The organism is Candidatus Hydrogenedentota bacterium (assembly GCA_018005585.1).
In the GTDB taxonomy this organism is placed as follows: domain Bacteria; phylum Hydrogenedentota; class Hydrogenedentia; order Hydrogenedentales; family JAGMZX01; genus JAGMZX01.
On sequence record JAGMZX010000064.1, the window covers coordinates 1 to 25,988 of the forward strand.

At 63.8% G+C, this 25,988-nt stretch carries 19 protein-coding genes; 9 read left to right on the plus strand and 10 right to left on the minus strand.

Annotated features, from left to right (window positions below):
• Together KA184_12285 and KA184_12290 are read right to left on the minus strand one after the other, a co-directional pair.
• Positions 1-717: hypothetical protein (locus KA184_12285; protein ID MBP8130348.1), on the minus strand; the 717-nt coding region annotated here is incomplete at its 3' end.
• Between the two features lie 282 nt (positions 718-999).
• Positions 1,000-1,923, minus strand: coding sequence for a prepilin-type N-terminal cleavage/methylation domain-containing protein (locus tag KA184_12290; GenBank protein ID MBP8130349.1), 924 nt, complete (start codon positions 1,921-1,923; stop codon positions 1,000-1,002).
• 584 nt (positions 1,924-2,507) lie between these two features.
• On the opposite strand from KA184_12290, the gene KA184_12295 reads away from it, so the two are divergent.
• The 5 genes from KA184_12295 (at position 2,508) to KA184_12315 (ending at position 8,072) form a co-directional block, all read left to right on the plus strand.
• Positions 2,508-3,515: a hypothetical protein gene (locus tag KA184_12295; protein MBP8130350.1), complete on the plus strand. Its 1,008-nt coding sequence runs from the start codon at positions 2,508-2,510 to the stop codon at positions 3,513-3,515.
• Between the two features lie 167 nt (positions 3,516-3,682).
• Positions 3,683-4,543 carry an HDOD domain-containing protein gene (locus KA184_12300; GenBank protein ID MBP8130351.1) on the plus strand — a complete coding sequence of 287 codons (861 nt, stop codon included), beginning with the start codon at positions 3,683-3,685 and terminating at the stop codon, positions 4,541-4,543.
• 312 nt (positions 4,544-4,855) lie between these two features.
• Entirely contained in the window at positions 4,856-6,754 is a 1,899-nt protein-coding gene (gene typA, locus KA184_12305) for a translational GTPase TypA (protein MBP8130352.1), read from the plus strand.
• Positions 6,755-6,947: 193 nt separating this feature from the next.
• Positions 6,948-7,760: an NYN domain-containing protein gene (locus tag KA184_12310; protein MBP8130353.1), complete on the plus strand. Its 813-nt coding sequence runs from the start codon at positions 6,948-6,950 to the stop codon at positions 7,758-7,760.
• 147 nt (positions 7,761-7,907) lie between these two features.
• A complete protein-coding gene (locus tag KA184_12315; protein ID MBP8130354.1) occupies positions 7,908-8,072 on the plus strand; it encodes a zinc ribbon domain-containing protein in 165 nt (54 codons plus the stop codon).
• A 35-nt stretch (positions 8,073-8,107) separates the two neighbouring features.
• Here the strand turns inward: KA184_12315 and KA184_12320 are convergent, their stop codons facing one another.
• Genes KA184_12320 through KA184_12330 form a run of 3 tightly spaced genes read right to left on the minus strand, consistent with a single transcriptional unit; the run spans position 8,108 to position 13,965 of the window.
• Complete coding sequence (locus tag KA184_12320) at positions 8,108-10,177, minus strand: enterotoxin (GenBank protein MBP8130355.1); 2,070 nt, start codon at positions 10,175-10,177, stop codon at positions 8,108-8,110.
• Positions 10,178-10,182: 5 nt separating this feature from the next.
• Positions 10,183-11,808, minus strand: coding sequence for a hypothetical protein (locus tag KA184_12325; protein ID MBP8130356.1), 1,626 nt, complete (start codon positions 11,806-11,808; stop codon positions 10,183-10,185).
• Between the two features lie 39 nt (positions 11,809-11,847).
• Positions 11,848-13,965, minus strand: a complete 2,118-nt coding sequence (locus KA184_12330; protein MBP8130357.1) for a hypothetical protein — start codon at positions 13,963-13,965, stop codon at positions 11,848-11,850.
• A gap of 256 nt (positions 13,966-14,221) precedes the next feature.
• On the opposite strand from KA184_12330, the gene KA184_12335 reads away from it, so the two are divergent.
• The 4 genes from KA184_12335 to KA184_12350 all read left to right on the plus strand — a co-directional run bounded on the left by KA184_12335 (position 14,222) and on the right by KA184_12350 (position 19,271).
• On the plus strand, positions 14,222-15,286 hold the full coding sequence (locus KA184_12335) for a Gfo/Idh/MocA family oxidoreductase (GenBank protein MBP8130358.1): 1,065 nt from the start codon (positions 14,222-14,224) through the stop codon (positions 15,284-15,286).
• A 78-nt stretch (positions 15,287-15,364) separates the two neighbouring features.
• The gene (locus tag KA184_12340; GenBank protein ID MBP8130359.1) at positions 15,365-15,961 is read left to right on the plus strand and encodes a hypothetical protein; all 597 of its coding nucleotides are present in this window, start codon (positions 15,365-15,367) and stop codon (positions 15,959-15,961) included.
• Between the two features lie 56 nt (positions 15,962-16,017).
• A complete protein-coding gene (locus tag KA184_12345) occupies positions 16,018-18,090 on the plus strand; it encodes a right-handed parallel beta-helix repeat-containing protein (protein ID MBP8130360.1) in 2,073 nt (690 codons plus the stop codon).
• Positions 18,091-18,137: 47 nt separating this feature from the next.
• Complete coding sequence (locus tag KA184_12350; GenBank protein MBP8130361.1) at positions 18,138-19,271, plus strand: class I SAM-dependent RNA methyltransferase; 1,134 nt, start codon at positions 18,138-18,140, stop codon at positions 19,269-19,271.
• 28 nt (positions 19,272-19,299) lie between these two features.
• Here KA184_12350 and KA184_12355 read toward each other — a convergent pair whose 3' ends face one another.
• From KA184_12355 to KA184_12375, 5 genes are all read right to left on the minus strand, one after another.
• Positions 19,300-20,100, minus strand: coding sequence for a metallophosphoesterase (locus KA184_12355; protein MBP8130362.1), 801 nt, complete (start codon positions 20,098-20,100; stop codon positions 19,300-19,302).
• A 55-nt stretch (positions 20,101-20,155) separates the two neighbouring features.
• Entirely contained in the window at positions 20,156-21,886 is a 1,731-nt protein-coding gene (locus KA184_12360) for an amidohydrolase family protein (protein MBP8130363.1), read from the minus strand.
• Between the two features lie 50 nt (positions 21,887-21,936).
• Positions 21,937-23,433, minus strand: a complete 1,497-nt coding sequence (locus KA184_12365; protein ID MBP8130364.1) for a B12-binding domain-containing radical SAM protein — start codon at positions 23,431-23,433, stop codon at positions 21,937-21,939.
• 157 nt (positions 23,434-23,590) lie between these two features.
• Complete coding sequence (gene ispH, locus KA184_12370; GenBank protein MBP8130365.1) at positions 23,591-24,511, minus strand: 4-hydroxy-3-methylbut-2-enyl diphosphate reductase; 921 nt, start codon at positions 24,509-24,511, stop codon at positions 23,591-23,593.
• A 131-nt stretch (positions 24,512-24,642) separates the two neighbouring features.
• A complete protein-coding gene (locus KA184_12375) occupies positions 24,643-25,794 on the minus strand; it encodes a ketose-bisphosphate aldolase (protein ID MBP8130366.1) in 1,152 nt (383 codons plus the stop codon).
• Positions 25,795-25,988 lie beyond the last annotated feature (194 nt).

Below are 25,988 nucleotides of genomic sequence, written 5' to 3' on the forward strand. Positions count from 1 at the left end.
ATGGTCCATCACCTCCTTGCTCTCCCGTTCGATGCGTTCGTCATGGGAGAAATCGTGAATATTCGGCAAGTGCGAGAAGATTACGTAGTTGTACGCCGGCGAAGCGAATTCGTCGATCCCAAAGACTGAAATGTGGTTATACCAGCGGGCCCACTGGCTCTTGGCCATCTTCTTCATGCGGGCATCGCCGAAACGTTCCCCCGCCAGCATCAAGGCTTCCACGTACAACACGAAGATGTTGCTGTATGCGGTGAAATCCCGGCCGACATCGAAGATTTCAGTGTCCCAGCGGCGTCTGGCCGCCTCTGTCAACCGCCGGCAGGACTCCCGGAACGCGGACCGCGCGGACCGCGACATTCTGTCTTGCTGCTCCCACAACTTGACGAACATCACGTCCGCCCGGAACAGCGCTCTGTTGAGGTCGCCAAAACTCTCCCCGTCGCGGCGTGTCCACCCCCATTGGCCGTATGTCGTCGATTCCGGGTCCGAGTCCTGCTGAGCAATGACCTCCTTCAGCACCTCGTCCGCCTTCCGCCAATTGGCCCGGTCGCTGGTACGGTACAACAACCAGGCGTAATCGAAGGCCGCGGTCTTCTTGTCGGCGGAATAGGCCTGGTCCATCGCATCCAGGCGGTCCTTCTCGTCCGGCGTCAGTTCCTGGGCGCGAGCGGATGCACCCATGACAACGGCCGTCAGCAGGAGCAGGAATTGCCGCATAACACCTCCTCAGACGCCGGAGCGCCGGGCATTACGGAAGCCGAAACCGTCCGAATTCCTGGTTCTGCCGGACGGACAACGCCGGAATACGCCATACGACGCATCCGACGGGACGCCTGACGGCGCCGCGCTCGCCACGAAGCGCGCTGTGGAAATCCGTGCGAGCCACAAGCCCGGGACTTCCCGAAGAGAGCAGCCCGGACCCGCAACATGGGCGCGCCTGCCGCGTGGTTCCGCGACGCTCGCCGCCGATGGGGCTCGCTACCCGCCCGTCTCGGCTCGTCACTGGCTGTTGGCGTACCCGAGCAAGGCTCCGCTGCGGTTTACGGGCGCCTGGACAGGATAGCGGATGAAATCCACGTGACCGTCCATGTACAAGACGTTCGAACCGCCGGGGACGTGGCTGAAGTCGGATGCCTTGACCGAGACGGCGTCCATCATGATGAAGACCTCGCTTTGCGCTCGTGCGCTGGCCGCGGGGTTGTTGATGTCCGTGATCAGGAACCGTTCAATGCCTTCGCGAAGCCGGTAAATCGTGTCGCCTTCGCCATTTCCGATCGGGGGTTGGACCGTCACGTCCTCGTCAAGGTCTTTCTTGACCGCGGCCCGGCTTGAGAGGTCGCTCCAGATCACGCCGCTGGGCTTGGAGATCATGGTCAGATACCAGAAGGTTATCTGGCCGGCCGCGGTCGTGTCCCCAGCGGGCGGCGTGATGCCCAGCGCGCTGAAGAACGGCGCCACATCAACCGGATGGTCGGTGTCTTCGGCTTGGTCAAAGAGAAATCCCAGGTAGTAGTAGGAGAAGGTTGCCTTCCAGACATCATAGCTTTGGTCGATGTCGAACCTGAGGATGCTGGTGCCGTCGCCGCGGGTCATGTCTTCGACCATCACCCGCGCGCTGGAGGGGCACACAAAGATGCTGTCGTCCGTGAGATACTCCGGATAAATGGCTTCGGCGTCCGGGCACATCAGAATCCCCTTAACGTCCTTGCCCTGCGGATTGACGGGCGGGAACATACCGCCGGGCGCCTCGTTCGCATACATCTTGAAGACGAGGCCGAACTCCTTGAGGTTGTTCTGGCAACTGGCCCTGCGCGCCGATTCGCGGGCGCGCGCCAGGGCCGGCAGCAGGATGGCGGCCAGGATGCCGATGATGGCGATAACCACCAGCAACTCGATCAGCGTGAAACCTCTACTGCGGCTCATACTCTGTCTCCCTTCCGTTCCAGTTCCCCGGTCTGCACCAACCCAGGGATATCATTCCTGCCCGCCAGGTTGTCCAGGATGCGGTCCTTCTTTCAACCCGGTAAAACCGCTCCTTGACGTTTCGCGTATCTTCCACGAGAGATTTCTGCGCCCCACGCTTTCAAGCAGCCAATCGTTCACTCTTGACCTCAGTGGTCACTCTCCCCATGCCCCCGAATTCGACATTGGACCGCAAGAAAGCAGCGTCCATACGTGAAGCGCCCTTCAACAAAAGCCAGCGTGGCACAACATGCGCCGGGAAGTCAATTCTCCCCGGCGTTCAAAACGCAACGTGACCCGACCCGGGGCGGAATCTCCACGGATACCGCCCGCGAACGCCGGCTGTTCCTCCCTCGAGGGCATCTGCGAAGAAGGCGGCTCACGCCCCGCTGCGCTTCGCGCCATTTGCCTCGGAAAGAAACTATCATTGCAGAGGAAAGCCGCACGCGGAAGCGACGTATGCATATCGGCCCATAGTGCAGGGGCTTCTTGGGAACACGATCGAGACACATCGGGCCCGCGTGGAATTTTACGGGAACGGCCGCGTGGATGCGGCACCGGAGGTGCGAACGATGCGCGAGCAGGAGATACGCCGCTGGGTGCGCAATGGCGAACGGGTAGCCGAGGTGCGCGAAGCGTGGGTCAAAATCTTCCACTATCTCGGGTTCGGCGGGTTCCATGCCGGCGGCCAATACGAACGCTTCGACGAGCGGTTCGGCCCCGAGAACTGGCTGCCGGCCCACTTCATCGACGGCCTGGTCGAATCGCGCTACGACGGCTACCTGATGTACGAGGACGGGTATTACCACTTCCTGAAGAACAACCCGGAACTGCGCGCATGGCTCGTGTCGACGGCAAGCGAGGTGTACGACATCCAGCCGTCGAACGTGGAATCGGGCCTCGATTACACGAAACAGGAATGCGGCGCCACGCATCTGCAGGATATTGCGGTGCGCCGCGCGCTCACGCGTTTGACGCTCGAAGAGCAAGGCGTACCGTATGACCCGGAACATCTTCCCGTGATTCCTCTCTTTCACGGCGGTCACCTGGTCCAGATTCGCGGGCGCAAGAGCGAAGGTTTTGCGCTAAACCCCGGCGAGGTCCCGTTTCACGAACCCGAGTGGGCCCTCGGCGCATACGCCCAGTCGTGGTGGAAGGAACTGAGCGTGGAAGACGTGTATCAGCGCAACAAGGTGCTGCTGGTCCATCCGGAAGCGCTGCGCGTGCGCCTCGCCATGCTCGGCGACCGCGTGTTCTGGCTGGCGGACGACGAGCCGGAGGACCATTACCTGAGATACCAGCCGGACTATTACGACGACCGGCTGTTCCGCGTAAAGGGCAGCGCCCTGCGCCGTCAGGCGCAGGAGAGCCTTTTCAGTGGCTATTGCGAAGTCCGGAACGCCCCTCAGAAACGCTTCTCCGTGCTGCGCGACCAGATTGCGGAGCACCGGAACGCCCTCCGCGGCGCCTTGGCGCGCAAGCGTCTCTCCCGTGCGGAACTGGACGCTCTCTTGGGCGGCCACAGCGCGGACGACGCGGGTATTCGCAATTGAGGCCGCGGCCTTCTTCACGTTGCGCGGCTGCCGGGTTGATGCTACCGTAGACCCGGCAGCCGTAAAGTCTCGTCGCTGCGGTTCCACCGCCTTGGCATTATCCGCCGCATGGCGCAGTATGGGGCCGGAGGCTCCGGATGACGGCTGTCAGGAACGAGGTTCCCCGCATGTTTCGAGACGAATTGACCAAAAAATTCAGCCTGCTGGAAGACCTGCCGACTCTGCCGTCCATCATCTTCGAACTGGAACGCATGCTGCACAGCGATTCGGCCAGCATCCAGGAGATTGCCGTCGTGGTCGAAGAGGATCCGGCCATCGCGGCCAGCGTGTTGCGGGTCGCGAACTCGGTCGTGTACTTCAGCAGCATGTCCGGGCGGATCGTGTCGCTGCGCGACGCGCTCGTGCGCCTGGGGCTGCAGGAAGTCCAGCGGCTGGTGTCGGCGGCGGCCATCATCAAGGCCTTTGGGAACCTGGGCCGCCATCTGGATATGAAGCGCTTCTGGCAGCAAAGCCTGAGGACCGCCGTGTGCATGCGCATGATTGCCCGGTCGGCGTCGGGCAAAGTATACATCGACGAGGATGAAGCCTACATGGCGGGATTGCTGCACGATATCGGGCTGCTCATCCTGGACCAGTATTTTCCGGACGTTTACGAGCGGCTCCAGGCGGACATCGCGGCGCGCGCGCGGCCCCGGCCGGAAGCCGAGCAGGCGCAACTGGGGCTGGACCACGGGCAGATAGGCGGCTGCCTGCTGGAGCAATGGAACCTGCCGCCCGAGTTGGTGGAGGCCGTGACCTGGCATAACCAGCCGGACCAGGCCGGAGCGGACGCGCGCACGCTGGCGCGCGCGGTCCGGGCCGCGGAAACCGTCACCGACGCCCTGGAATCCGAGGACACCTCCGAGGAGACGCTGCAATTCATTAACAGCCAGCCCTTCTGGGAAGAGGTTGCCTTCGGGCCGGAAGCGGTCGCGGCGATTACCGAAGAGACCCGGCAGTGGAGCACGCCCGTCTTCGCGCTGCTATAGGCTGCGAAGGGCTTCCTCACCCGCGTGAACCCGGAGCCGTATCGTCAGGCCTCACTCGCTCTTCCCACGGTTGCGGCTTCCCGGGCACGCGCGTCAGCGCAGGCTCGGCCCGGATTGCGCGGGAGCATTTGCCTCTATCCACGAAGACCTGTATAATACTTCCACATCCTTCCGATGGCCCCGAGGGGGGCGTGGCGTACTTCTCGCCCGCGTGGAAAACGGTTTTTGACCCAGCAAACATGTGGCGTGTTACCCGATAGAAGCGAGAGACAACCGGATGTGCGAGACACCGTGTGAACAGGCAGAGGTTCAATGACCCCTATTGACCGCATCAGGAACGTTGCAATCATCGCTCACATCGACCACGGAAAGACCACGCTCATCGACAGCATCTTCCGCGTGACGCACGTGTTCCGCGAGAACGCGCGCGTGGTCGAGCGGGTCATGGACAACAATGAGCTCGAGCGCGAACGGGGCATCACGATACGCGCAAAACACTGCACCGTGGAATGGAACGGCTACCTGATCAACATCATCGACACGCCGGGGCATGCCGATTTCTCGGGCGAGGTTGAACGCATTCTCTCCATGGTCGATTCCGTGTTGCTGCTCGTGGACGCGAACGAGGGGCCGATGCCGCAGACCCGCTACGTGCTGATGCGAGCACTGCGCCTGGGGCTGCGCCCGATTGTCATCATCAACAAGGTGGACCGGCCCCACGCGAATCCGCTCGGCGCGCTCGAAAAGACTTTCGACCTCTTCCTGGAACTCGGCGCCACGGACGAGCAGTGCGACTTTGCGACGCTGTACGGCTCGGGGTTGCACGGCTGGCTTTCGCGCGAACCCGGCGGCGGGCCCGACAAGGGCATGGCGGCGCTGTTTGAGACCATCGTCGAGCGCGTGGCCCCGCCCGCGGGCGATCCGGAAGCGCCGTTCCTGATGCAAGTGAGCACCTTGGGCTGGCGCGACCACATCGGCCGCACGGGCACCGGGCGAATCCTCCAGGGCCGTTTGCGCAAGGGGATGGACATGACGCGGTGCGTCACGCGACGCGTGGGCACGGAATCGGCAAGCCTGACTGCTCCAGAGGCGTTGGAATGGGAAATCGCCGGCCACACGGCGGAACGGGCGGTGCATGTCTGGGTGACCCGCGGCCTGGAGTCGGTTGTCGCGCACGAGGTGTGCGCGGGGGACATCGTCACCATTGCCGGCCCCAAGGAATTAAGCATCGGCGACACGCTTGCGGCTCCCGGACTCGAGAACGCCGCCCTGCCGCCGCTGGATATCGAAGAGCCCACGGTCTCGATGATGTTCCTGGTCAACAATGGCCCGTTCGCGGGCCGAGAAGGCCGCGCCGTGACGTTGCGGCAGCTCAAGACCCGGCTGACGCGCGAACTGCGCACGAATGTGGCGCTGCGCGCCGAAGATGTGGGGCGTATGGACGCCATCAAGGTCTCCGGCCGGGGCGAGTTGCATCTGGCCATCCTGATAGAGGAAATGCGCCGGGAAGGCATGGAATTCTGCGTGTCCGCCCCCGAAATTATCACGCATACGGATACGGCGGGGCACATCCAGGAGCCGGTCGAGGAACTGGTCATCGACGTATTGACGGAACACCAGGGCGTCGTCATTGAAAAAGTGATGCAGCGCAAGGGCGAGCTCATGGCCATGCACAACGGCGGCACGGGCATGACGCGGCTCGAGTTCCGCATTCCCACGCGCGGGCTTATCGGTTACCGCAGTGAATTCCTCACCGACACGCGCGGGCTCGGCATCATGGCGTCGCGGTTCATCGGCTACGGTCCCTGGTGCGGCGAAATCGCCGGCCGCGGCCGCGGCTCCATGGTCAGCGTCGACACGGGCGACGCGACGGGTTACAGTCTCGAGAATCTTCAACAGCGAGGCACGCTGTTCATCGCGCCTATGGACAGGGTGTACGCGGGCATGATTGTCGGCGAAAACTCGCGTCCCGGCGACCTCCCCTGCAATCCCACGAAGCGCAAGGCGCTCACCAACCACCGGTCTTCCACGAAGGAGCAAACCGTTACGCTCGACGTTCCCCGCACGCTGACGCTCGACGCCGCCCTCGAATGGATCGCGCCGGATGAACTGGTCGAGGTTACCCCGGCAAGCATCCGCGTGCGCAAGGTCCATCTCGCGCTCGAGGACCGCAAGCGCGCAGAGAAACGGCTGGTCGTAGCCGCGGGATGAATGTTCCTTCATTCGTGTTGCCGTCATGCCTCATTGCTTCCGGGCGGATTTTCGCCGATGATGCCGCCCGCGAGACACGCCTGCGGTCCCCCGCTGCCCAGAGCGATATTGTCGTTGACGAATCGCGCGATTCGCGTCAGAATGAGGCTCGCGCGCTGAAGATCCAGACTGATCCGTTACAGGAGTTACACTCATGACACGCACGGCCGACACGAAGAACATGGCCCTCTTCTGCGATTTCGAGAACATCGCGCTGGGGGTGCGGGACGCGAATTACGCCCAGTTCGACATCGACAAGGTGCTCGAACGGCTCCTGCTCAAAGGAAACATCGTTGTGAAGAAGGCCTACTGCGACTGGGCCCGCTATAAGGAGTCCAAGGCAGTGATGCACGAGGCATCCTTCGAGTTGATCGAGATCCCGCACGTCCGCCAGTCGGGCAAGAACTCCGCGGATATCCGCATGGTTGTGGACGCCCTGGACCTCTGCTACACCAAGGCACACGTGGACACCTTCGTCATCATCAGCGGCGACTCGGATTTCTCCCCTCTTGTCAGCAAGCTCCGCGAAAACAACAAGACCGTTATCGGGGTCGGCGTGCGGAATTCGACGTCCGACTTGCTGATCGCGAATTGCGACGAGTTCATTTCCTACGACGACCTTGTCCGCCCGCCCCGCCCCGCCGCCAAAACGGGGAGCGGGCACGCCGGCCGCAAGCCGGCGCGCGGGACGAAAGGCAAGGCCTCCTACCCCGTCGAGGACAAGAAGCAAGCGGCCTGGCAACTCATTCTGGAGACCTACGAGGCCCTGCTGGAGGAGCGAGGCGAGGAAGAGCGCATCTGGGGGTCCATGGTCAAACAAGCCCTGAAACGGCGCAAGCCGGGCTTCAGTGAGGCCCAGTACGGCTTCCGGTCATTCGGCCAATTGCTCGAAGAGGCTGAAGCGCAGGGTATCTTGCAGCTGGAACGCGACGAGAAGTCGGGCGGCTTCATTATCAAGGGATCATAGCGGCAACTGCGCAGGGGCAAAGCATGCCTCGACGGATCTCCCATGCCCCGGTACGTAAGGACAAGACATGCCCCGCCCCAACTTGTCTTTTCCGGGCCGTTTGGGTTATTTCTCTGACAGAGAAACGACATCAAAGAGGGTTTGACCATGCCAACCTACTCGTACCAATGCGCCGCATGCCGGAAACGTTTCTCGAAGACGATGACCATTTCCGAACACGATAAGGCGCGGCCGAAGTGCCCGAAGTGCGGCAGCCGGAAGGTGCAACAGCGGATCGTTCCGTTCGGCGCGGTCACGTCCAAGAAGAGCTGACCTGCTGGCCGCATGCGCGGTGCTCGACACCGCACTTAGCGGACGGGTTGGGCGTCGTAAACCACCGTCTGGAACGGTTCGAGAAGAAAGGCGCGGGGCGCGCCCGCACTGGCGTTGAGCGGGGGTGTGTCTTTCGTGCCCGGCCCCGGTGACGCGAGGCGGTATTCGCGCGGTGCGCCGGGCGGTAGCTCGAACGCGTCCTGCAAGTCCAGGGTGATGCTCGCGGGCTGGTCATCGGGATTGCGCAGCACCAGAATGCCCTTGCGCGGGGTCCACGATGCCCACCCGTACACCTGATGCTCGCCCGGGTCCCCGCCGACCCAATGGGTATCCAGGAGTACGTCCCCATTCGCCCGGGACCACCGCGCGCCCGCGGCGAGGGTGTTCCACATGGCGTCCGTCATCAACTGTGGCGCGATGTACAAGTCCTGCAGGCTGGTGCCGCTTCCGAAGAACGACCATACCTCGTCGGCAAAGTCCCTCGGGTCTTCGCCCATCAGCGCGGACGGCCCGTAACGCGCGTGGACGATGCCCTGGGTCATGAGCGAATTCAGAGGATAGAGCGGCCCCTGCCGCACGACGTTCCGGTACGTGTGCGTGTCGCGGTAGTTGATCCATTGCTGCCGTTTCGTGCCTTTGCCGCTGAAACCCATGTCGCTCGCGCTGCGCCACGTGCTGTCGGCGTGCCACAGGAAATAGGGCGTGCACCACGTGCCCGTCGTCGCGCTGATGTAAAGGTCCGGAGCCTGTTCGCGCAGATCGCCGGCCAGCCGCATCAGCGCCTCGATGTCTTCGAGAAACTCCTCGCCGCCGGTCTTGTCGTTACCGGGACCCATGCCGTCAAATTTGAAAAAATTCACGCCGTATTCGCGCACCATCTCGGCGCATATGTCATGAAACCGCGCGTAATACCGCGGCCCGGACAGCGAGAATCCGTTCCGGTTGACTTCGAACCCTTGCGCCATTGCGCATTTGATCCGCTGCTCGCGCGCCGCGCCGTAACCGCCGAACGGCGAAAGCCACGTGCCCACCGCGGCGCCGGAGCGCGCTGCCGCGTCCCGCAGGGGCCCAAACCCGTTCGGGAACCCGCCGTGAAACTGCCAGAGCGTCGTGTTGTCGTCCCAGCCGTCGTCGAACACGAAGCAGTCCATCTTTACGTCCCGTTGCCCGGTGAGTTCGCGCGCGAACGTCTCGATTGCGGCCAGGGCCTCGGCCTCGTTGAATTTCCGGCCGGCCCAGGCGATGTCGTACCACGAGTTGTAATGCAGGAACGGGTGATAGGGGTGGGCGCGCTCGCGTTCGATGTAGTGGAGAAAGCCCCTGCGCAGTTGGCCTGGCGGAACCGCTCCCATTACCGAAGACAGTGTCAGACTCTTGCCTGCGGCCAGAGCCTGTCCCCGCCGCAAGCTGCACGTGATGCGATTCTCCGCAACGGCGCTCTCCGACATGGGATGCTCGAGGGCAAAGAAGAGAAGCCCTGCAACCACCGGCGCGCCCTGCGTCGCGCCGCAGACCTGCGCGCCCTGCGCGTCCAGGTCGATGAGCCGCACCGCTTCCACGGGCAAGACGCCGGCGGAAGGCGCGAATGTCACGCGCTGGATCACATAATTTGAGTCATCCCGCAGGTCCGCCTCCCACGCGGCAGTGAACGCCTGGTCCGGCGAGACCAGCGTGGCCCCGACCCGCACGCCGTCCCGGCGGTCCGCTCCTCGCCGCGCATCGGCGCAACCGGTGATCTTCTCCGTCCAAGGACGTTCGCGCAGCGTGCAGTCCGAAGCCTTGATTACCCCGCCACCGGTCAGGGAGATGACAAAGACCTCGCCATTGGCCGCGGCATGTTCCGCGGACTCCGCGGCGGAAGCGAACGCGCCGAGGCGCAACCCGCCGTCGAACTGCCACGTGGCGGAGACCGCGCCGTTCCGGAGCGTGACGGCATTCTCCGGCATGTCTGAAACGGCGGGCCCCGGTTCCGGCCCCGGGTACACCACGGCGGCGGTCCCGGCATTCCCCAAGGTCACGAACAGGCAAACCAGCCAGAGGCGATTCCCGCTCAACATGTTCTTCTCCAGCGTTTGGGATGTGCCGCAGGCGCGCATCCCGGTCACGAATCTTACTCCCGCAACGCCTCGTGCAGCCGGCGCAGCAATCCCGCGGCCTCTTCGTGGACAACGGGCGCGATGTCCGGCCCGCTCGAGTTTTGCTCACCGTACTGGCCGCCCGGCTCATAGGCATGCGGCGGCTCGGCATCCCACTGGCTCTTGGGGACAATGTAGCCGATCTCGTCGTTCGCGAGCCCGATGATCATGCGCATACGCCCTTCCATGAGGTCGCGGCGCAGAGGCGGCGTTTCGACGGGCGCAAGGGGATAGAAATCCGCGCCTTCGGGGTTCTCGACGCCGCCGTCACAGATTTCGGGGTAGATTTCGCCGGGGATGGTGAGCATTTCGACATCGCCAAGCCGCACGACATCGATCTCCGACCGCGCGTTGCACGGCCAGAACACGCCGGGATGGATCAGGCCGAGGACGACGAAGTACATGAACAATCCCCGAATCGGCCCGTAGATGGTCTTGGCGCCGACGGCCAGGCGCGGCTGTTCGTTCTTCCATACGCCGTCGCCGCGCAACGCGTTCACGGTCGCAATAGCCAGATTCTCGCCCAGCGCCTGCGCCTTTTCGAAGGATTCCTCCTGGAACACGCGCGTCCCCTCGCGGTGCGGCACCTCGACACCGAGCGGCGTCATAAGCCCGCCGACCATGCCCTGGAAATACAGGCACATACCGCCCAGGCCCTCCGTACCGTTGGGTCCCGGAACGCCCGATTCGACGCCGTTGCGCCAGTAGCCGCAGAAATCCGCCGTGATGTACGGATTGCGCCCGCCCAGCACCTCCGGATGATTGCCCCAGTTGACCACGGTCGCGATTGTCTCTTCCGTTCCCGGCTTGACGAAGCGGATGCAGTGCAATTGCGTGTCGATGACGATGGGCTTGCGCGAATCGGCCACGAACCCGGCCGGGGCCAGCTCCTTCGTTGCGCAATACATCTCAGCCGGCTGCAAATGGGCCGCCGCTTCTTCGACGGCTTCCTTGCAGGCGTTGAGCACCTGTTCAAGGTATGCATCGTCGAAATTCCAAGGTGTCGGGATCGGCCCGCTGTAGATGCCCATGATATCGGGCGATTCGTGATTGTGCACGCAGGAGACTATCACGTGGTCGATGCGCAGGCCGGGATCGATGCGATGCCGGATGTCGATAACCCGGTCATGGAACATGCCGATGGCGTCGAGCGTGACGAGCGCCACCGTGACCCCGTTGCTGCGCAGCACGACGGCGCGCACGTCGAGCGGGTCGTGAACGCCCTTCGCGGGCCGGTCCGTATTGAATCCGGTCATCCAAACCGCGTCGAATCCGCCATTATGGTTCGTGTCCGTGTAAGTGTCCGGTCCCGCAAGCGGCCCGACGTAACTCAAGAGCCCGGTGCTTGGCTTGTAGGTGTTATCGTTGTCCACGTCGTTGAACGTGTCGTACTTCGCGAGGTCCGGCGTGATGTCGCGCTTCGCGACGCCTGCCTCGAGCACGCCCGGCGCCGCGCCGCCGCCTGCATTCACGAAATCGAGATGGTACCAGCGATACGGGCCTTTCATGCGGTAGCCGAGCAACGCCACGAGCGCGACCAGGAGAATCAGCAGCGCCGTGATGACCCTATGCCGCCGCGGGAAAGAACCTTTCGATAACATGAGCGCGTCTCCTTGCCGTGTACGGTTGCGCGGGCGAATTCACCACAACGTCTGCAGCGGCTGAAACCGCGCGCGGTCTTGCGGGAGCGCGAGGTTCAACAGCAGACGAAAATCCCCCGAGTTTGTAACGCGATACAGCTTGCGGAAGACATCGGCGCGCTCCCCCGGCAGGGCGACCCCCTGGAACGCGCTCGTTCCAAGGTACGGGTTGTCAACCAGGAATTCGTAGACGGGGAAGAAGTACCGGACCGTATCTGCGCCGGATGCCGTAAAGTGCGGGTGAACCGTCCGCCCGAAATCGACCGCGCCAGTCGAACTGGTGTAGACGAGGCGGAGCGGCAGGTCCTGCAAGTCGCCCTGCAATTCGATGACGAGGTATTCTTCGTGGGGCAGCCAAACCCACATGTTCGGGTTGTCGATAACGGGCTTGGGCAGGTCCAGGGGCTTGAACAGGCGCCACACCTGGGGTCCGTCCGGCAGGGATGCCTGCTCTACGGCAAGTTCTTCCAGGCCGGCCGCGGCGTGCTGTTCCACGATTTTGCCGACGGTCCCGCGCTGCAACGCCGTGGCCAGCCCCAGCGGCCCGGCAAGCAGCACCGCAACGGTGGCCAGGAAAGCGGCCGCGTTGCGTACGCGGGGCCGCCACCATGCGCGCGGGTGAAGCAGCGTCTGCCGCGCGAGCGCCCGCGCCTCCGCCCCGCGCAGCGAGACAAGACCGCGCCAGAGGACGTGCAGCAGGAATCCGGCGAGCCAATAGGGCGCAAACACGAGATGGAACACGTGCCGCGGCTGGAACTGGATTACGGGATACCCGGTGAAAAACAGCAGCAGGAACAGCGCGCCAATCGCCGCGCGCACGTCGAGAAAACCCATCAGCACGAAGGCCGCCGCCGCGTACCAAACGCCGAATTGCTCCATGTGCGCCGCGACCGGGCCCAGCAGCCGCGTCGCGTGCGCCACGAGCGGTTCGCCGGGCGTCGCGTGTATCTGCAGGCTGACGGCCGCGTCGCCGAGGAAGTATTTGACGGCGCAGAGAAAGCGCACTATCTGGTCCGCGGGAAGGGTGCGCAACACTTCGAACACGAATTGCCTGCCCGCCCATGCGGCGGCTTGGCCTTCGTTGTGAATCGCCCCTTTGAAATCCAGGACGCGGCGCACGTAGCTCGTCCGGACCGCGTGCGAGTAGTTGTCGTTAATGCAGTACATCACCTCGTAGGACGCCGGCCCTACACCCATGAATTCGTCGGAAGACGCGGCCATGCCGTTCATGACGTTGTGGTAGGCCAGCGTGCCGACGCGTTCCGTCGCCTGCAGGATGGGCCGCGCGGGCACATAGAAACAGGCGATAAGCGCCGCCGCGGCCGCCAGTCGCAGGAAGACCGGCAGGCGCGCGGCGCCACGCGCCAGGAACAGCACGACGACCAGCGCGGGCGGCACGCAGATGAGCAGGTCCTGCCGGAAACCAAGCCCGGTCCCGATGATGAGGCCGAGCAACGCGCTTGTCCCGAGATAGGGCCAGCGCCGCCACCGGCACTTGACCAGCACGCCCATGACCAGCAACGCCGCGAGCAGCCAAGGCACCTTTGACAGGTCGCGCGGCATGGGCAACGCCGTCAACACGAGCGGCGAGAGCATGAATATCAGCGCGCCCGCCGCGCTGAGCAACCGCCCCATGCCCAGCCGGAAGATACCGTAGACCAGCAGCACGGACACAACGAAAAAGGCCGCGAGCAGCAGCTTCATGGTCTGCCAGCCGATGCCGAACAGCCACCACACGCCCCCGAGCAGGTACAGGAAATACTGGTGCGTTTCGCGGAACACCGCGTGTTCCCAGGTTGGGAACTCCGCGGGCAACTGGTCCGGCGTGAACACCTGCGTTCTGTAATCGAGGAACTCGTTCAGCGCGGGGATCGAGCCGGGCTCGGGAAAGACGAAACCCCGTCCGCATGCCAAGGTCACGGCGCTGCTGCAGAAATACGGCGGCAACGTCGGGAGCTTGTCCCCGCCCGGCGACAAGAGATACGCCATGCCCGTCAGCGCCGCGAGCCATGCAAGCGCCAAGGCGACGAAGAGGTCGCTGCGCAGCAGCCGCGCGAACCGGACTCGTCCGGCACGCGGCGGCGCGCTCGTTTCGGGCTGCGGAATCTGTTCCGGCATGGCTGCTCACTCGGGTCTCGCGCGCCAGTATACCGAACGGGCAGGAACAGGGCCACGCGGCCGCGGAATTCCCGGAATCCCCGTTCTCCTGGCGCGGGTCTTGTCAGACCGGCCGAAATTGAATGCAACCCGGCCGCGTTCTAGACTAGCGGCTTGACGGGCGGGGATGCGTCACGCACGAGCACGAAAGAAGAAAGATGTATCACCGTCAGGTAAATGCGGAGCGCGCCTCGCGCGCGCAGGGAGACGCCAGGGAATGACCAAGCCACTGAACTTTGCCGTCGTGGGGCTGGGCATGGGCCAGCATCACTGCAAGGCGATTGCGCGCGCGCGCGGGGCGCGGCTCGTCGCCGTCTGCGACGTGGATGAGGAGCGGCTGCGCCCCGTGGCGGCTCAATACGAGTGCAAGGCGTACACCGAGTACGAAGCCATGCTCCGAGACCCCGGCATTGACGTGGTCAACATCGTGACCGAGAGCGGCTACCACGCGCGGATGGGCATGCAGGCGGCGCGCGCGGGCAAGCACCTGGTCATGGAGAAGCCGGTCGACATCGTCCCGGTTCGCATCAAGAAGCTCGAAACAGCCGTCGCCGCGGCGGGCGTCAAGTGCGCATGCATTTTTCAGTCACGCATGGACGCCTGCAACATCGCGATCAAGAAGGCCCTGGACGCGGGCAAGCTGGGCAAGCTCATCGGGCTGCACGGCGCATTGCCTTGGTATCGGGGGCCGGACTACTTCGCGGGAATTCACGGCGCGTGGCGCGCCACCTGGGTCATCGACGGCGGTGGCAGTCTCATGAACCAAGGAATTCACACACTGGACTTGCTCATCTTTTTCGGCGGTCTGGTCGAAAGCGTCTGCGCCTTCTACGGTGTGCATAATCACGACATCGAGGCGGAAGACCAGACGGTTGCCTGCCTGCGCTACGCGAACGGCGCGCTGGGAGCCCTGTACACGACCACGTGCTGCGTTCCCGAAGGCGCGCAGACCATTTACGGCTACGGCACGAAAGGCTCGTTCCGCACCGTGGGCAACCGGATCGATCTTTACGCCATGGGCACACAGAGGGAGCGCGCGCGCATGCTCGCGCGGTTCGGCTGCGGGGCCGGCGCGCGAGTGGACGCAATCGCCAAGGACCCCATGGCCGTCGGTACGGACGGGCACTTGATCATCATCGAGGACCTTGTCCGCGCCATCCGCGAAAACCGGGACCCAATAGTCCCCCTCTCCGCGGCACGCCACGCCGTCGAGGTCGCTTGCGCCATTTACAAGTCCGGCAGGACCGGGAAAGCTGCGCGGGTAATCACGGATAATCGTTGAATACAAGGTTAACATGGGTGTGCGATAATACGCGGATGACGTCCTGTGGTCTTGGACAAACAGAGGGAGGTCACGATCATGCGCACGCGCTGTCTGCATAACCTATGCTTACCCGCGTTTCTTGCTGTTTCGAGCCTGCTTGGGGCCGGCTGCATCCCGATCGATGTTACCGCCGACCTGCCGTCCTTCGATACGCCGTTCAATTTCCCGCTGCCGCCCGGCGTGCCAATCGATATCGATCTCGACATCCCCGACATCCAAATCTGCGAACACGTGTCTCAGGACACGGTCCTCGACTACGTCCGGACCGTCCCGCTCGGGTCCCTGGTCGTCGGGCTGTTCAAGAACTGCATCCACATCGAGGAGATCACTATCGTCCGCTCCGTCATGGAGGTGGTGACGCCCGGGAACGGCACGTTTACGGGCCTTACGGAATTCAGTTTCTTTTTGGGCGAACAACCGTTGCTGACCGCCACGGATGAAGCGGGCATCGAAGACAAGCGGATCGTGCTGACCACGGATGCCCCGGTCAACCTGAAGGGCCTCATCGACGGGTGCCCGTCCGCGGCCGCATCCATCCGCGCCCAGGTGGAAGGCCAGGTACCCGCGACGCCGCCCACGAAATGGCGCAACACGATTACCGCACACATCAAGGGGCATATCGGCCTGTTCTGAACGTTGCGACCGGCCAACCGTGTGTGCCCCAATCGTTGCCTGTAGGAGGAGCCGACATGCGTTTTCCGTTTTCGTGCTTTGTTGCCGCCGCTCTCTGCACGGGTTTGGCCTGCATCTCCGGGGCGCAGGAACCGCGCGTATTCCACGTCGCCCCGGATGGTAACGACGCCTGGTCCGGCGCGCTGCCACAGCCGGACGCAGCGGGCGCGGATGGTCCGTTCCGCACCATCGCGCACGCGCGCGATGCCGTGCGCGCACTGACAACGGGCGGGGCAGCACCTGCGGGGGGAGGGGTCGAGGTGCGCATCCGCGGAGGCATGTACTACCTCGATCAGCCGCTGTCCTTTACCGCGGAAGATTCCGGCATGCCCGGTCGCCCGGTGGTCTATACCGCGGTTTCTGGAGAGGAAGCACGGCTGATTGGCGGCAGAATCGTCGACAACTTCGCGCCTGTGACGGATCCCGCCATACGGGACCGGCTGGACGCCGCCGCGCGCGACCACGTAGTGCAGGCGGACCTGCGCGCTTTGGGAATGACGGATTTCGGCGCGCCGTCCGGGGGTGGCCTCGAACTCTTCTTCAACGATCACCCCATGACCCTGTCCCGCTGGCCGAACGAGGGTTTCGTCAGGATCGTGGATGTGGTCGAGCAGGATGGACACCAGATACACGGCATCCCGGGCAGCACCGTCGGCAAATTCTATTACGAGGGCGACCGGCCCAATCGGTGGGTGGGTGAAAAGGATGCGTGGCTCCACGGCTACTGGTTCTGGGACTGGTCGGACCAGCGTCAGAAGATCGAATCCATCGACGCGGAACATTCCGTTCTCGCGGTCGCGCCGCCCTATCACGGCTATGGCTATCGCAAGGGCCAGTGGTATTACGCATTCAACCTGCTCGCGGAACTTGATGCGCCCGGCGAATGGTACCTCGACCGCGACGCCGGCATTCTGTATTTCTGGCCGCCGCGGCCGGTCGCGGAAGGGCGCACCGTCGTATCCGTAATCGACTCGCTCATCGTCGCGACGGAAGTGTCGCACGTGACGTTCCGAAAACTGACCCTGGAGGCGGCGCGCGCGAATGCGGTGCGCATCACGGGCGGCGCCGACGTGCGCGTGGCCGGCTGCGTCATCCGCAACGTCGGCGGCGGCGCGGTGTCGATGTCGGACGCGACGGACAGCAGCGTCTTCGGCTGCGATATGTACCAGCTCGGCAACGGCGGCATTTCGCTGAGCGGCGGCGACCGCGCGACCCTCACGCCAGCGAACCTCGTGGCGGAGAACAACCACATCCATGACTATGGCCGGTGGAACCGCATGTACCAGTCGGCGGTCAGCCTCGCCGGCGTCGGCAATCGCGTCGCGCACAATCTCATTCACGACGCGCCGCATATCGCCGTCATGTTCGGCGGCAACGACCACATCATCGAGTACAACGAGATCTATCGCGTCTGCCGCGAATCGAACGACGCGGGCGCGATGTACGCGGGGCGCAACTGGACCATGCGCGGCCACGTCATCCGCTACAACTACCTGCACCAGATCAACGGATTCGAGGAACGCGGCTGCGTCGGCGTCTATCTCGACGACATGTTCGCCTCCGCGCTCATCTTCGGGAACATCTTCCACGAGGTTACGATGGCCGCGTTCATCGGCGGCGGGCGTGACAACACCGTCGCGAACAATATCTTCGCCGACTGCAATCCGGCGCTGCACGTGGACGCGCGCGCCCTCGGCTGGGCACACTACCACGCCGACGAGTGGGTCGTCGAGGGCCGTGAGAAGGGGACGCTGTCCGGCATCGTATACAACAAGCCCCCCTACAGCGAACGCTACCCGCAACTCGTGGGCATCCTCGACGACGAACCGAACGCGCCGAAGGGTAACGTCATCGCGCGCAATATCTGCGCAGGCGGAAAGTGGGACCACGTGGAAGACGCCGCGCGGCCCTATCTCGCCTTCCAGGACAATCTGATTGATGAAGACCCGCACTTCGTCGACGCGGCGCATCAGGATTTCCGGCTGCGGGAGGATTCGCCGGCGTTCAAGATGGGATTCGAGCCGATCCCCGTCGAGAAGATTGGCCCGTACGACCATGAGGATCGCGCGTCCTGGCCTATCGTGCGGTAGTGCGGCAGCGGCGCCGCCGCCGCTTGACACAGGGAGCATCACGCCTCTTGGAACTCACGATTGAGATCTCTTCCCTCGCCCACGGCGGCGACGGGATCGGCCATGTCGAAGGGCAAGTCTGTTTCATACCCGGCGCGTTGCCCGGCGATACGGTCCGGGCGCGGGTCACGAAGCGGGCAAAGCGCGCGCTCTGGGCCGAAACCACCGAAATTCTCGTCGCATCGCCAGACCGGCTGCCTGTCACGCCCGCGGGCGCGGCGGGGTGGCTGCATTTCGCGTATCCCGCGCAGGGCTTCTGGAAGCGCCGTATTGCGAAGGACGTGCTGGCGCGCATCGGCGGCGTGCACGTCGAGCCTGATTGGATCGAGGACCCCGCGCTGCGGCTGGGCTACCGCACCCGCGCCGAATTCCACGGCGACGGCCAACACTTCGGTTACTTCGCGCCCGGCACCCATGCGATTGCGGACACGCCCGCCTGCCCGTTGTCCCATCGGAAGCTCAACGAGGCGCTGGCGCGGCTGCGCGAACTCAAGCTGAAGGGCAGCGTAACCGTGACGGTCAACCCCGAAGACGTCGACGTGCTGGTGTGGACCCCGTTCACGAACAGGCGTTTACGCGCCGTCTTCGCTCAGGCGCAATCACCACGGGACGAAGCGGAGCGCGCCACGTTCCTGTTCGACGGCGTGCCCGTGGTGAATGGGGCGTTCTGTCAGTCGAGCCTGCTGTTGAACCGCTTGCTTGTGCGGACCGTCCACGAATTCGCAGGTTCGGCGGAAAGTCTGCTCGACCTTTACTGCGGGAGCGGCAATCTCTCGCTCGGCCTTGCCGGGAACATGCGCGTCGCGGGTTATGACCACAACCGCTCCGCCGTGGCGGCCGCCGCGGCGCTCGGGCGGGGTGAATACCGGGCCGGTGACGAAACCGCCATGGCCCGCGCCATCGGCAACGGGAGCTGGGACGTAATTGTGCTCGACCCGCCCCGCACGGGCGCGAAGGCGCTGACCGCGGCGCTCGGCGGCGCGGCGGCCCGCGCGATCGTCTACGTTTCCTGCGATCCTGCGACGCTCGCGCGCGACGCCAAGGCGCTCACGGAACGCGGCTGGCGCGTCACGCGCGCGGTCGTGCTCGACCTCTTCCCCAGTACGCCGCACGTCGAAACCGTGTGCCGTTTCGAACGGTAGCGCGCGCGACGGAAGGCCAGTAGTTGGATCACTCCCACTCGAATATCCGCTGCACCATCGGCGCGCCATACTCGGCCCCGCCGGTGAACACTTCCAGGCCCGGCGTCACGCGCGCGTAACCGCTGCCGTGCGTATGGCCACACAGCACGGTCATTCGTTTGCCGGGGTGGGCCGCCAGCGCCCTCCTTAGCGTCTCCCCGGCACACTGGCACGCGAAGAAAGGCAGGAAATGCGCGTCCGAGCCGTGGCCTTCATGCCACGCGGCCTCGGCAAAAGGCGGGACATGCGTGAGCACAACGACATGCTCGAAACGGTCCAGGGCCTCCGGCAGCACCGCGCCGAGATGGGCCGCGGCTTCGTCGCCCAGCGCGTTCAGCCGGGCAAACCGGGCGCGCCGGTCGCACCCGCGCAGTTCCTCGATGAGCCGGAAATCGTTCAGCTCCACGGTCGAGCGCCAGTAGTCGCCGTAGCGGCCGTCGCCCCAGCCGTCGTGCCCGACAAGTCCGGTGTGCGCGGTGACCGGCACGGCCCCGAGCGCGCTCAACCAGTGCAGGAAGCGCGCCTGCCGGCACAACGTTCGCATCGTTTCGCGCACCCGGGCGATAGACCCGTGATAGAAGTCGTGGTTGCCGAGCACGAAGTAGATGGGTTTTTGCAGCGCTTCCTCGAGCCGCTGCAGGAGGGGCGCCACTGAGGCAGCGTGCGCCACATCGCCCCCGAGCAAAATACAGTCCGCTTCCTCCGCCGCAAGCCGCTCGAAAAAGCGTTCTTGGACGCTCGTACTGAGGAAATCGAGATGAATATCCGTCAACCAGGCCGCGCGGACCATGTCTTCCCCAACGGTTCCTCTTGGTTCCTGTGCCCCCGGCGCGCCGGCGCTCGCGCTACGCACCGCGCCGCAGCAGCCGTCCCGCCTTCAGGTCGCCGCGGAACGTGTCGCCCTCCACGACGTGCCTGCCGTTGATGAACACGTGCTCGATGCCCACCGGCGCTTGCTCCGGGTCCTTGAAGCATGCGTGCGAAGCAATCGTGCGTGGATCGAAGACCACAATGTCGGCAAATGCGCCGGGCTCGACCTTGCCGCGGCCGCGCAGGTTGAAGTGCTCGGCGGCAAGGCCGGTGCACTTGCGGATGGCCGTCTCGAGAGGCAGCAGCTTTTTCTCCCGCACGTAGCGCCCCAGATAGAAGGGATAGCAGCCGAAGAACAGGCTCGACGGCTTGCCCATGCCCATAAGTATCGTATCCGTCGAGATCATGACTTCAGGATGCCTGAGTCCCGCAAAAGTCGAGCGTTCGGTAAACGCGTCGTCTGGTTCAGCCATGCTTTCAAACACGAGTACGTGCCCGTCCTCTTCGAGCAGCAGGTCGCATGCCGCATCGAATGGATGCACCTTCCGGTCGCGCGCGATATCGACGAGGCTGCGCCCTTCAAGCGGCTTGTTCCTTTCCGTGGCCACGGCCATGATCCGCGCGCATTCCCAGCCCATGAGGCGGAACAGGTTCAGCGACCACGCGTCAGGCCCGGTGTGCGGCCATGCCATTTTGCCGTGCTCGATGCTTTGCCGGATGCGGCGGCGCTGTGCCGGGTCGCGCAGCCGCTCCACGACGCGCTCGCGTCCGCCTTCCAGCGACCAAGGTGGGAAGAAGGCCAGCATGTGCGTGAAGCCCGTCGTCGTGGGCATGATATCCATGCTGACACGCGCGCCGCATTTCCGCGCACGCATCATCTGGTCAATCCTCTGCTGCTGAGGCACATACAATGGCAGCGGCACCGTCCAGTATTTCGACAATGCCGCGAGCCCGCGAATGACCTTGCGCACCACGGGCCCGAGTCTGCCGTAATCGGGCACCCAGAAAATGTGTGAGATCTGGCCGGCGATGTCGTTCTCCCGCGCGACCTCGACCACCTCGTCGATCGCCTTGTCCAGCGTGTTCGAATAACTGCGCAGATGGCTCGTGAACACTCCGCCGTATTTCTTGAGCACGCGGCCCAGGCGGACCAGTTCGCGCGTATCGCTCTGGTTGCCCGGCCAGTATTGCAGCCCCGTGCTGAGGCCCGCCGCACCTTCGTCAAGCGCCTGTTCCAGCGCAACGGCCATGCGCTCGACTTCGTCGTCCGTGGCGCCGCGCGTGTCCGCGCCCGTTTCCGCGATGCGCAGCAGGCCGTGCGGCGCCAGCACGGCGCTGTTGAGCAGCAAACCCTGCGATTCGGCCACGTTGAAGAACTCGCCCGTGGTCCGCCACGGCGCACGCGAGAAATCCGTCTGCGTGAAGAATTCGAGGTACGTCGCGATAGCGGCGCGGTTCTTGTCCTGAAGCGGGGCAAGCGCCATGCCGCAGTTTCCGCCGACAAAAGTCGTGATGCCCTGGCGCACGAGCGGGGCGAGCAGCGTTTCGTGGTCTTCCCGGTACATCGTGAGGTCGGCGTGCGAATGCGGATCGACAAAACCGGGACACACGACCTTGCCTGATGCGTCGATTTCCTTCCGCGCCGCGGCGCCGTTCGCCCGGCCCACCAGCGTGATACGGTCGCCCTCGATACCCACATCCGCCGAGATCCCCGGACGCCCCGTTCCATCGACCACCGTCCCGCCACGCAATAGTGCATCAAACATCATAGAGTCCTCCCTCAAACGGCAATCGTGCGCGAGGTGTTCCGCCAGAATCAGTCTTCCGTCGGGCCGGGCTTCGCCGTGACGGCCACGTGCGGCTCGGGAGACGGACGGCCGCGCGTAGACAATCCGCGACGCAGCGGGTGCAGCGCAAACGTCCGCAGGTGCATAAGGAACTGGAACACCGACACGCCCTCGACGCGGAACGTATAATAGGCGAAATGCAGCAAGAAGAGGAAATCGAAGAGTAGCGGGATCCGGTAATTGCAGAGACGGACCAGCAGGGGCTGCAACCGCGGGAACTTCATGCACAGGTAATAGACCTTCTTCAGGTTCGCCAAACGGTCGCGGTCGGGTATGTCGAGATACATTTCGTGGTGCAATGTCACGGGGAAGTCCTTGCCCGGCGGCAGATATTTCTGGACCTCCTCGTGCTCCGACAGGGGCAGGCCCGGATACGGCTGGAAAAAGGTTGTCCAGAGATAGAAGGGGTTCACGCGCCGGTAGAACTCAAGGCGTTTCACCTGTTCTTCGAAGGTTTCGCCGGGCAGGCCGAAAAACGCACTCAGGCCGAACTCGACCCCATATTTCCGCAACCAGTCCGTTACCTGGATTACGTGGTCATTGCTGACGTTCTTGTGGAACAGATTCCGGCGCTGCTCCTCGTCGGCCGTTTCCACCGACACCGCGACCCCCCAGGCGCCGGCTTGCGCCAAAAGCCGGATGTCGGATTCCTCGATAGGCCCAAAACGGAAATTGGCGAGAAAAGGTATGCCTACCCGGTCCCTGTAGAGCGGCAGGAAATCGCGCAGCCATTGGTTCTTGACCCAGAGGACTTCATCGATGAAGAAAACGGTCTTGACTCTTGCGGCATGGTTGCGGAGCGTGTGCTCGATCTCCGCTATGGCCCGCTCAGGACTCATCTTGCGGATGTAGGCGCCCCCGTCCCCGAAGTGGTCTTTCAGCGGCGTGTTTGAACAGAAGGTGCATGAGAATGGGCAACCGCGCCCGGTCATGACGCGCAGGTATGGGCTGCGCCGAAAGAACACGTACTTGTCGTAGAGCTGGCGGTCGTGATACGGCAGGTTATCCATGACGACGAGGTCGCGGCGCGCCGGATTGCGGACGACACCATCGCGCGTCTTTACCCAGAACCCCTCGATGCGGCTGTAGTCTTCGCCCCGGTCCAAGGCCGCGCACAATTCGCGCATGCAGTATTCACCCTCGCCCAGACAGACGATATCCACGCCCTCGTCCTCGACGATATCAGGCCGGAAGATGGCGTGCACATTCCCGAATACGATGATAGCGCCTGTCGCGTCCTTGACCCGTTTCGCGGTGCGCAGCGCCCACGGCGCGCTGGGCGACAAGATGGAGAAACCCACCACGTCGGGGCGAAAAGCAGCCACCTCGCGCAGGAACTTCTCCTCGTTCGTCTGGTTGTCAAAGAAGACATCGACCGTGTGGCCCGCTTCCTTCAGCACCGCCGAGATGCACATGAAGCCCATGTACTCGACCAGCACGTCCTGACAAAACGCCACGCGCGCCATGGATGACATCCTTCTGCGTGTCCCGCCTGCCACGTGAAGCGGTTTATGCGCAAGCCCACGTCGCGAGCGCCGGTCAAGACAAACGCCGGACCGCTCCGCGTATGGCAACACAGGGAAACCAGGTGAAAATCCCGTCAGGTTCCAGTCCGGCCCTTGCTCACGCTACACTTTTGGGCAGACGGAAATGGACGCTCTCTTCAACGAGCGCACGTTCTTCCACCTCGCACGGTTCGACGGCGCGCAAGTGTTCGATGACCCCTTTCACCAAGCCCTCGGGCACGCTTGCGCCGGAAGTAATCAGCACCCTTGTGACGCCTTCCAGCCATGCGGCGTCGATGGCGGCGGCGTCGGGAATGAGATAGGCGGACTTGCCGAGCCCACGGGCGATGCCCGCGAGACGCGTCGAGTTGGCGCTTTCCGTGTCGCCGACCACGAGAACCAAGTCGACTTCGGGGGTCCAGGCGCGCACCGCCGCCTGCCGGTTCGACGTAGCGTAGCAGATGTCTTCCTTTGGCGGACCCTCGATCTCGGGGAAACGGGCCTTGAGCGCTTCAACGATCTCCGCGCAGTCGTCGACGCTCAGTGTGGTCTGCGTGATATAGGCCACTTGGCTCGGATCCTCGACCTCGAGCGCAGCCACCTCTTCCTTAGACTGGATCAGCTTGATGTTCTCGGGCGCCTGGCCCATCGTCCCAATGGTCTCGTCGTGGCCCGCCTCCCCTACAAGCACGATCGTCATGGCGCGCGAGGCGAAACGCCTCGCCTCATGATGGACTTTTTCGACCAGTGGGCAGGTGGCGTCGATCACTTCGAGATGCAGCCGCTGCGCGCTGTCCCACCGGTCCGGACCTACGCCGTGAGCGCTGAACAGCACATGGGAGCCCTCGGGCACGTCCTCGACGTGCTTGACGAATATGGCGCCCATGCGGCGCAGGTCATTCACGACGTGCGCGTTGTGAACGATATTGTTCAGAACATAGACGGGCGCGCCGTGCCGTTCGAGCGCGCGCTCGACGCATTTGATCGCCCGCTCGACGCCCGCGCAGAAGCCGCGCGGCTTCGCAAGAATGATATGCATGCCGGATCCTTCGCCCGCCGGCCGCCCTCGCGGGAAGAAACATCCACGGACCGGCGTCCTATTCCACAAGACAACGCGCGTTGAGACGCCCGCAACACGCCTCAACGCGCGAAACCTGCCGCTTTGCCGCCCTACTTGCCGTAGAAGGCCTTCATGTCATCGAGCGACAACGGCTTGTAGTCGCCCGCATGGCCGGCCTGGCCGAACGCCTTCATGCGCTCCACGTAAACGTTGTACGCGGATTCCCGCGCCGGCTTCAGGTAGTCGCGCGGGTCAAACTTGCCCGGGCTCTCCGCGAACACCTGGAGAATAGCGCCCGTAATGGCCAAGCGGCTGTCTGTGTCCACGTTGACCTTGCGCACGCCGTGACGGATGCCGTCCGCGATCTGTTCCAGCGGCACGCCCTGCGTGCCGGGCATCCGGTTCTGCGACGTCACGGCCGCGAGAAACCTCGCCACATCCAGTGCATCGTGCAGATTGTACACCTTGCCCATGAACAGGAGCTTGGCCGGGTCGCCCTCGACGCGCTGGACCACGTGGTGCGCATTGACCTGGTTCGTCAGTTCGCGCGGCACCGAGCTCGAGCCATGCATAACCATGTGGCACGTGGGCATGCGCTTGTGAATATCGTGAATACGTTCCATTGCGAGCGCCGGCGGCAGCACCTCGCCCGTTTTCGGGTCCTTGCGGCCCGACTTGTACGCGCCGTGGCTCGTGCCGATGGCCACCGCGAGCGCGTCGACGTTCGTCGACGCCACAAATTCTTCCGCCTGCTTCGGGTCGGTCAGGTGCGCGTTGACTTGGTCCGTGCTCAGGCCCGCGCCGTGGCCGTCTTCGATGCCGCCAAGGCAGCCGAGTTCGCCTTCCACCGTCACGCCGAGCGGATGCGCCCGTTCGACGACTTCCTTCGTGATCGCGACGTTCTGCTCGTAACTGTTCGGCTTCTTGCCCGATTCATCGAGCGAACCGTCGATCATCACCGAGGTGAACCCCAGTTCGATGGCCTGCATGCACGTCGCGACGCTGTTGCCATGGTCGAGATGCATCGCCACAGGAATGTGCGGGTATTCTTCCGCCGCCGCTTCCATCAGCTTCTTCAGGTAGACCATCTTGCTGTATTTCAGCGCGCCGCGGCTCGCCTGGATGATCACCGGGCTGTTCGTGTCGTTCGCGGCCTGCATGATCGCCTGGATTTGTTCCATGTTGTTGACGTTGAACGCGCCAACGCCATAGTCGCCTTTGGCCGCTTCATCAAGTATCTGTCGCATGGGTACGAGTGGCATAATGCTTGTTCTCCTCGGGGCATGGCCGCGCCATTCCCGGCTTGCGCGCCGTTGTATGCGTATACGGCGCTTGTCACGTTTTCCCAGAAATTCGGGATGCCTGTGAAGGCAGAGGTGGGCGCGGTGTCCGCTAACACCGTGCTTATTTATACCTATTTCGAGGCACCGAAGTCAAATCAAGCCTTGCACGCCTT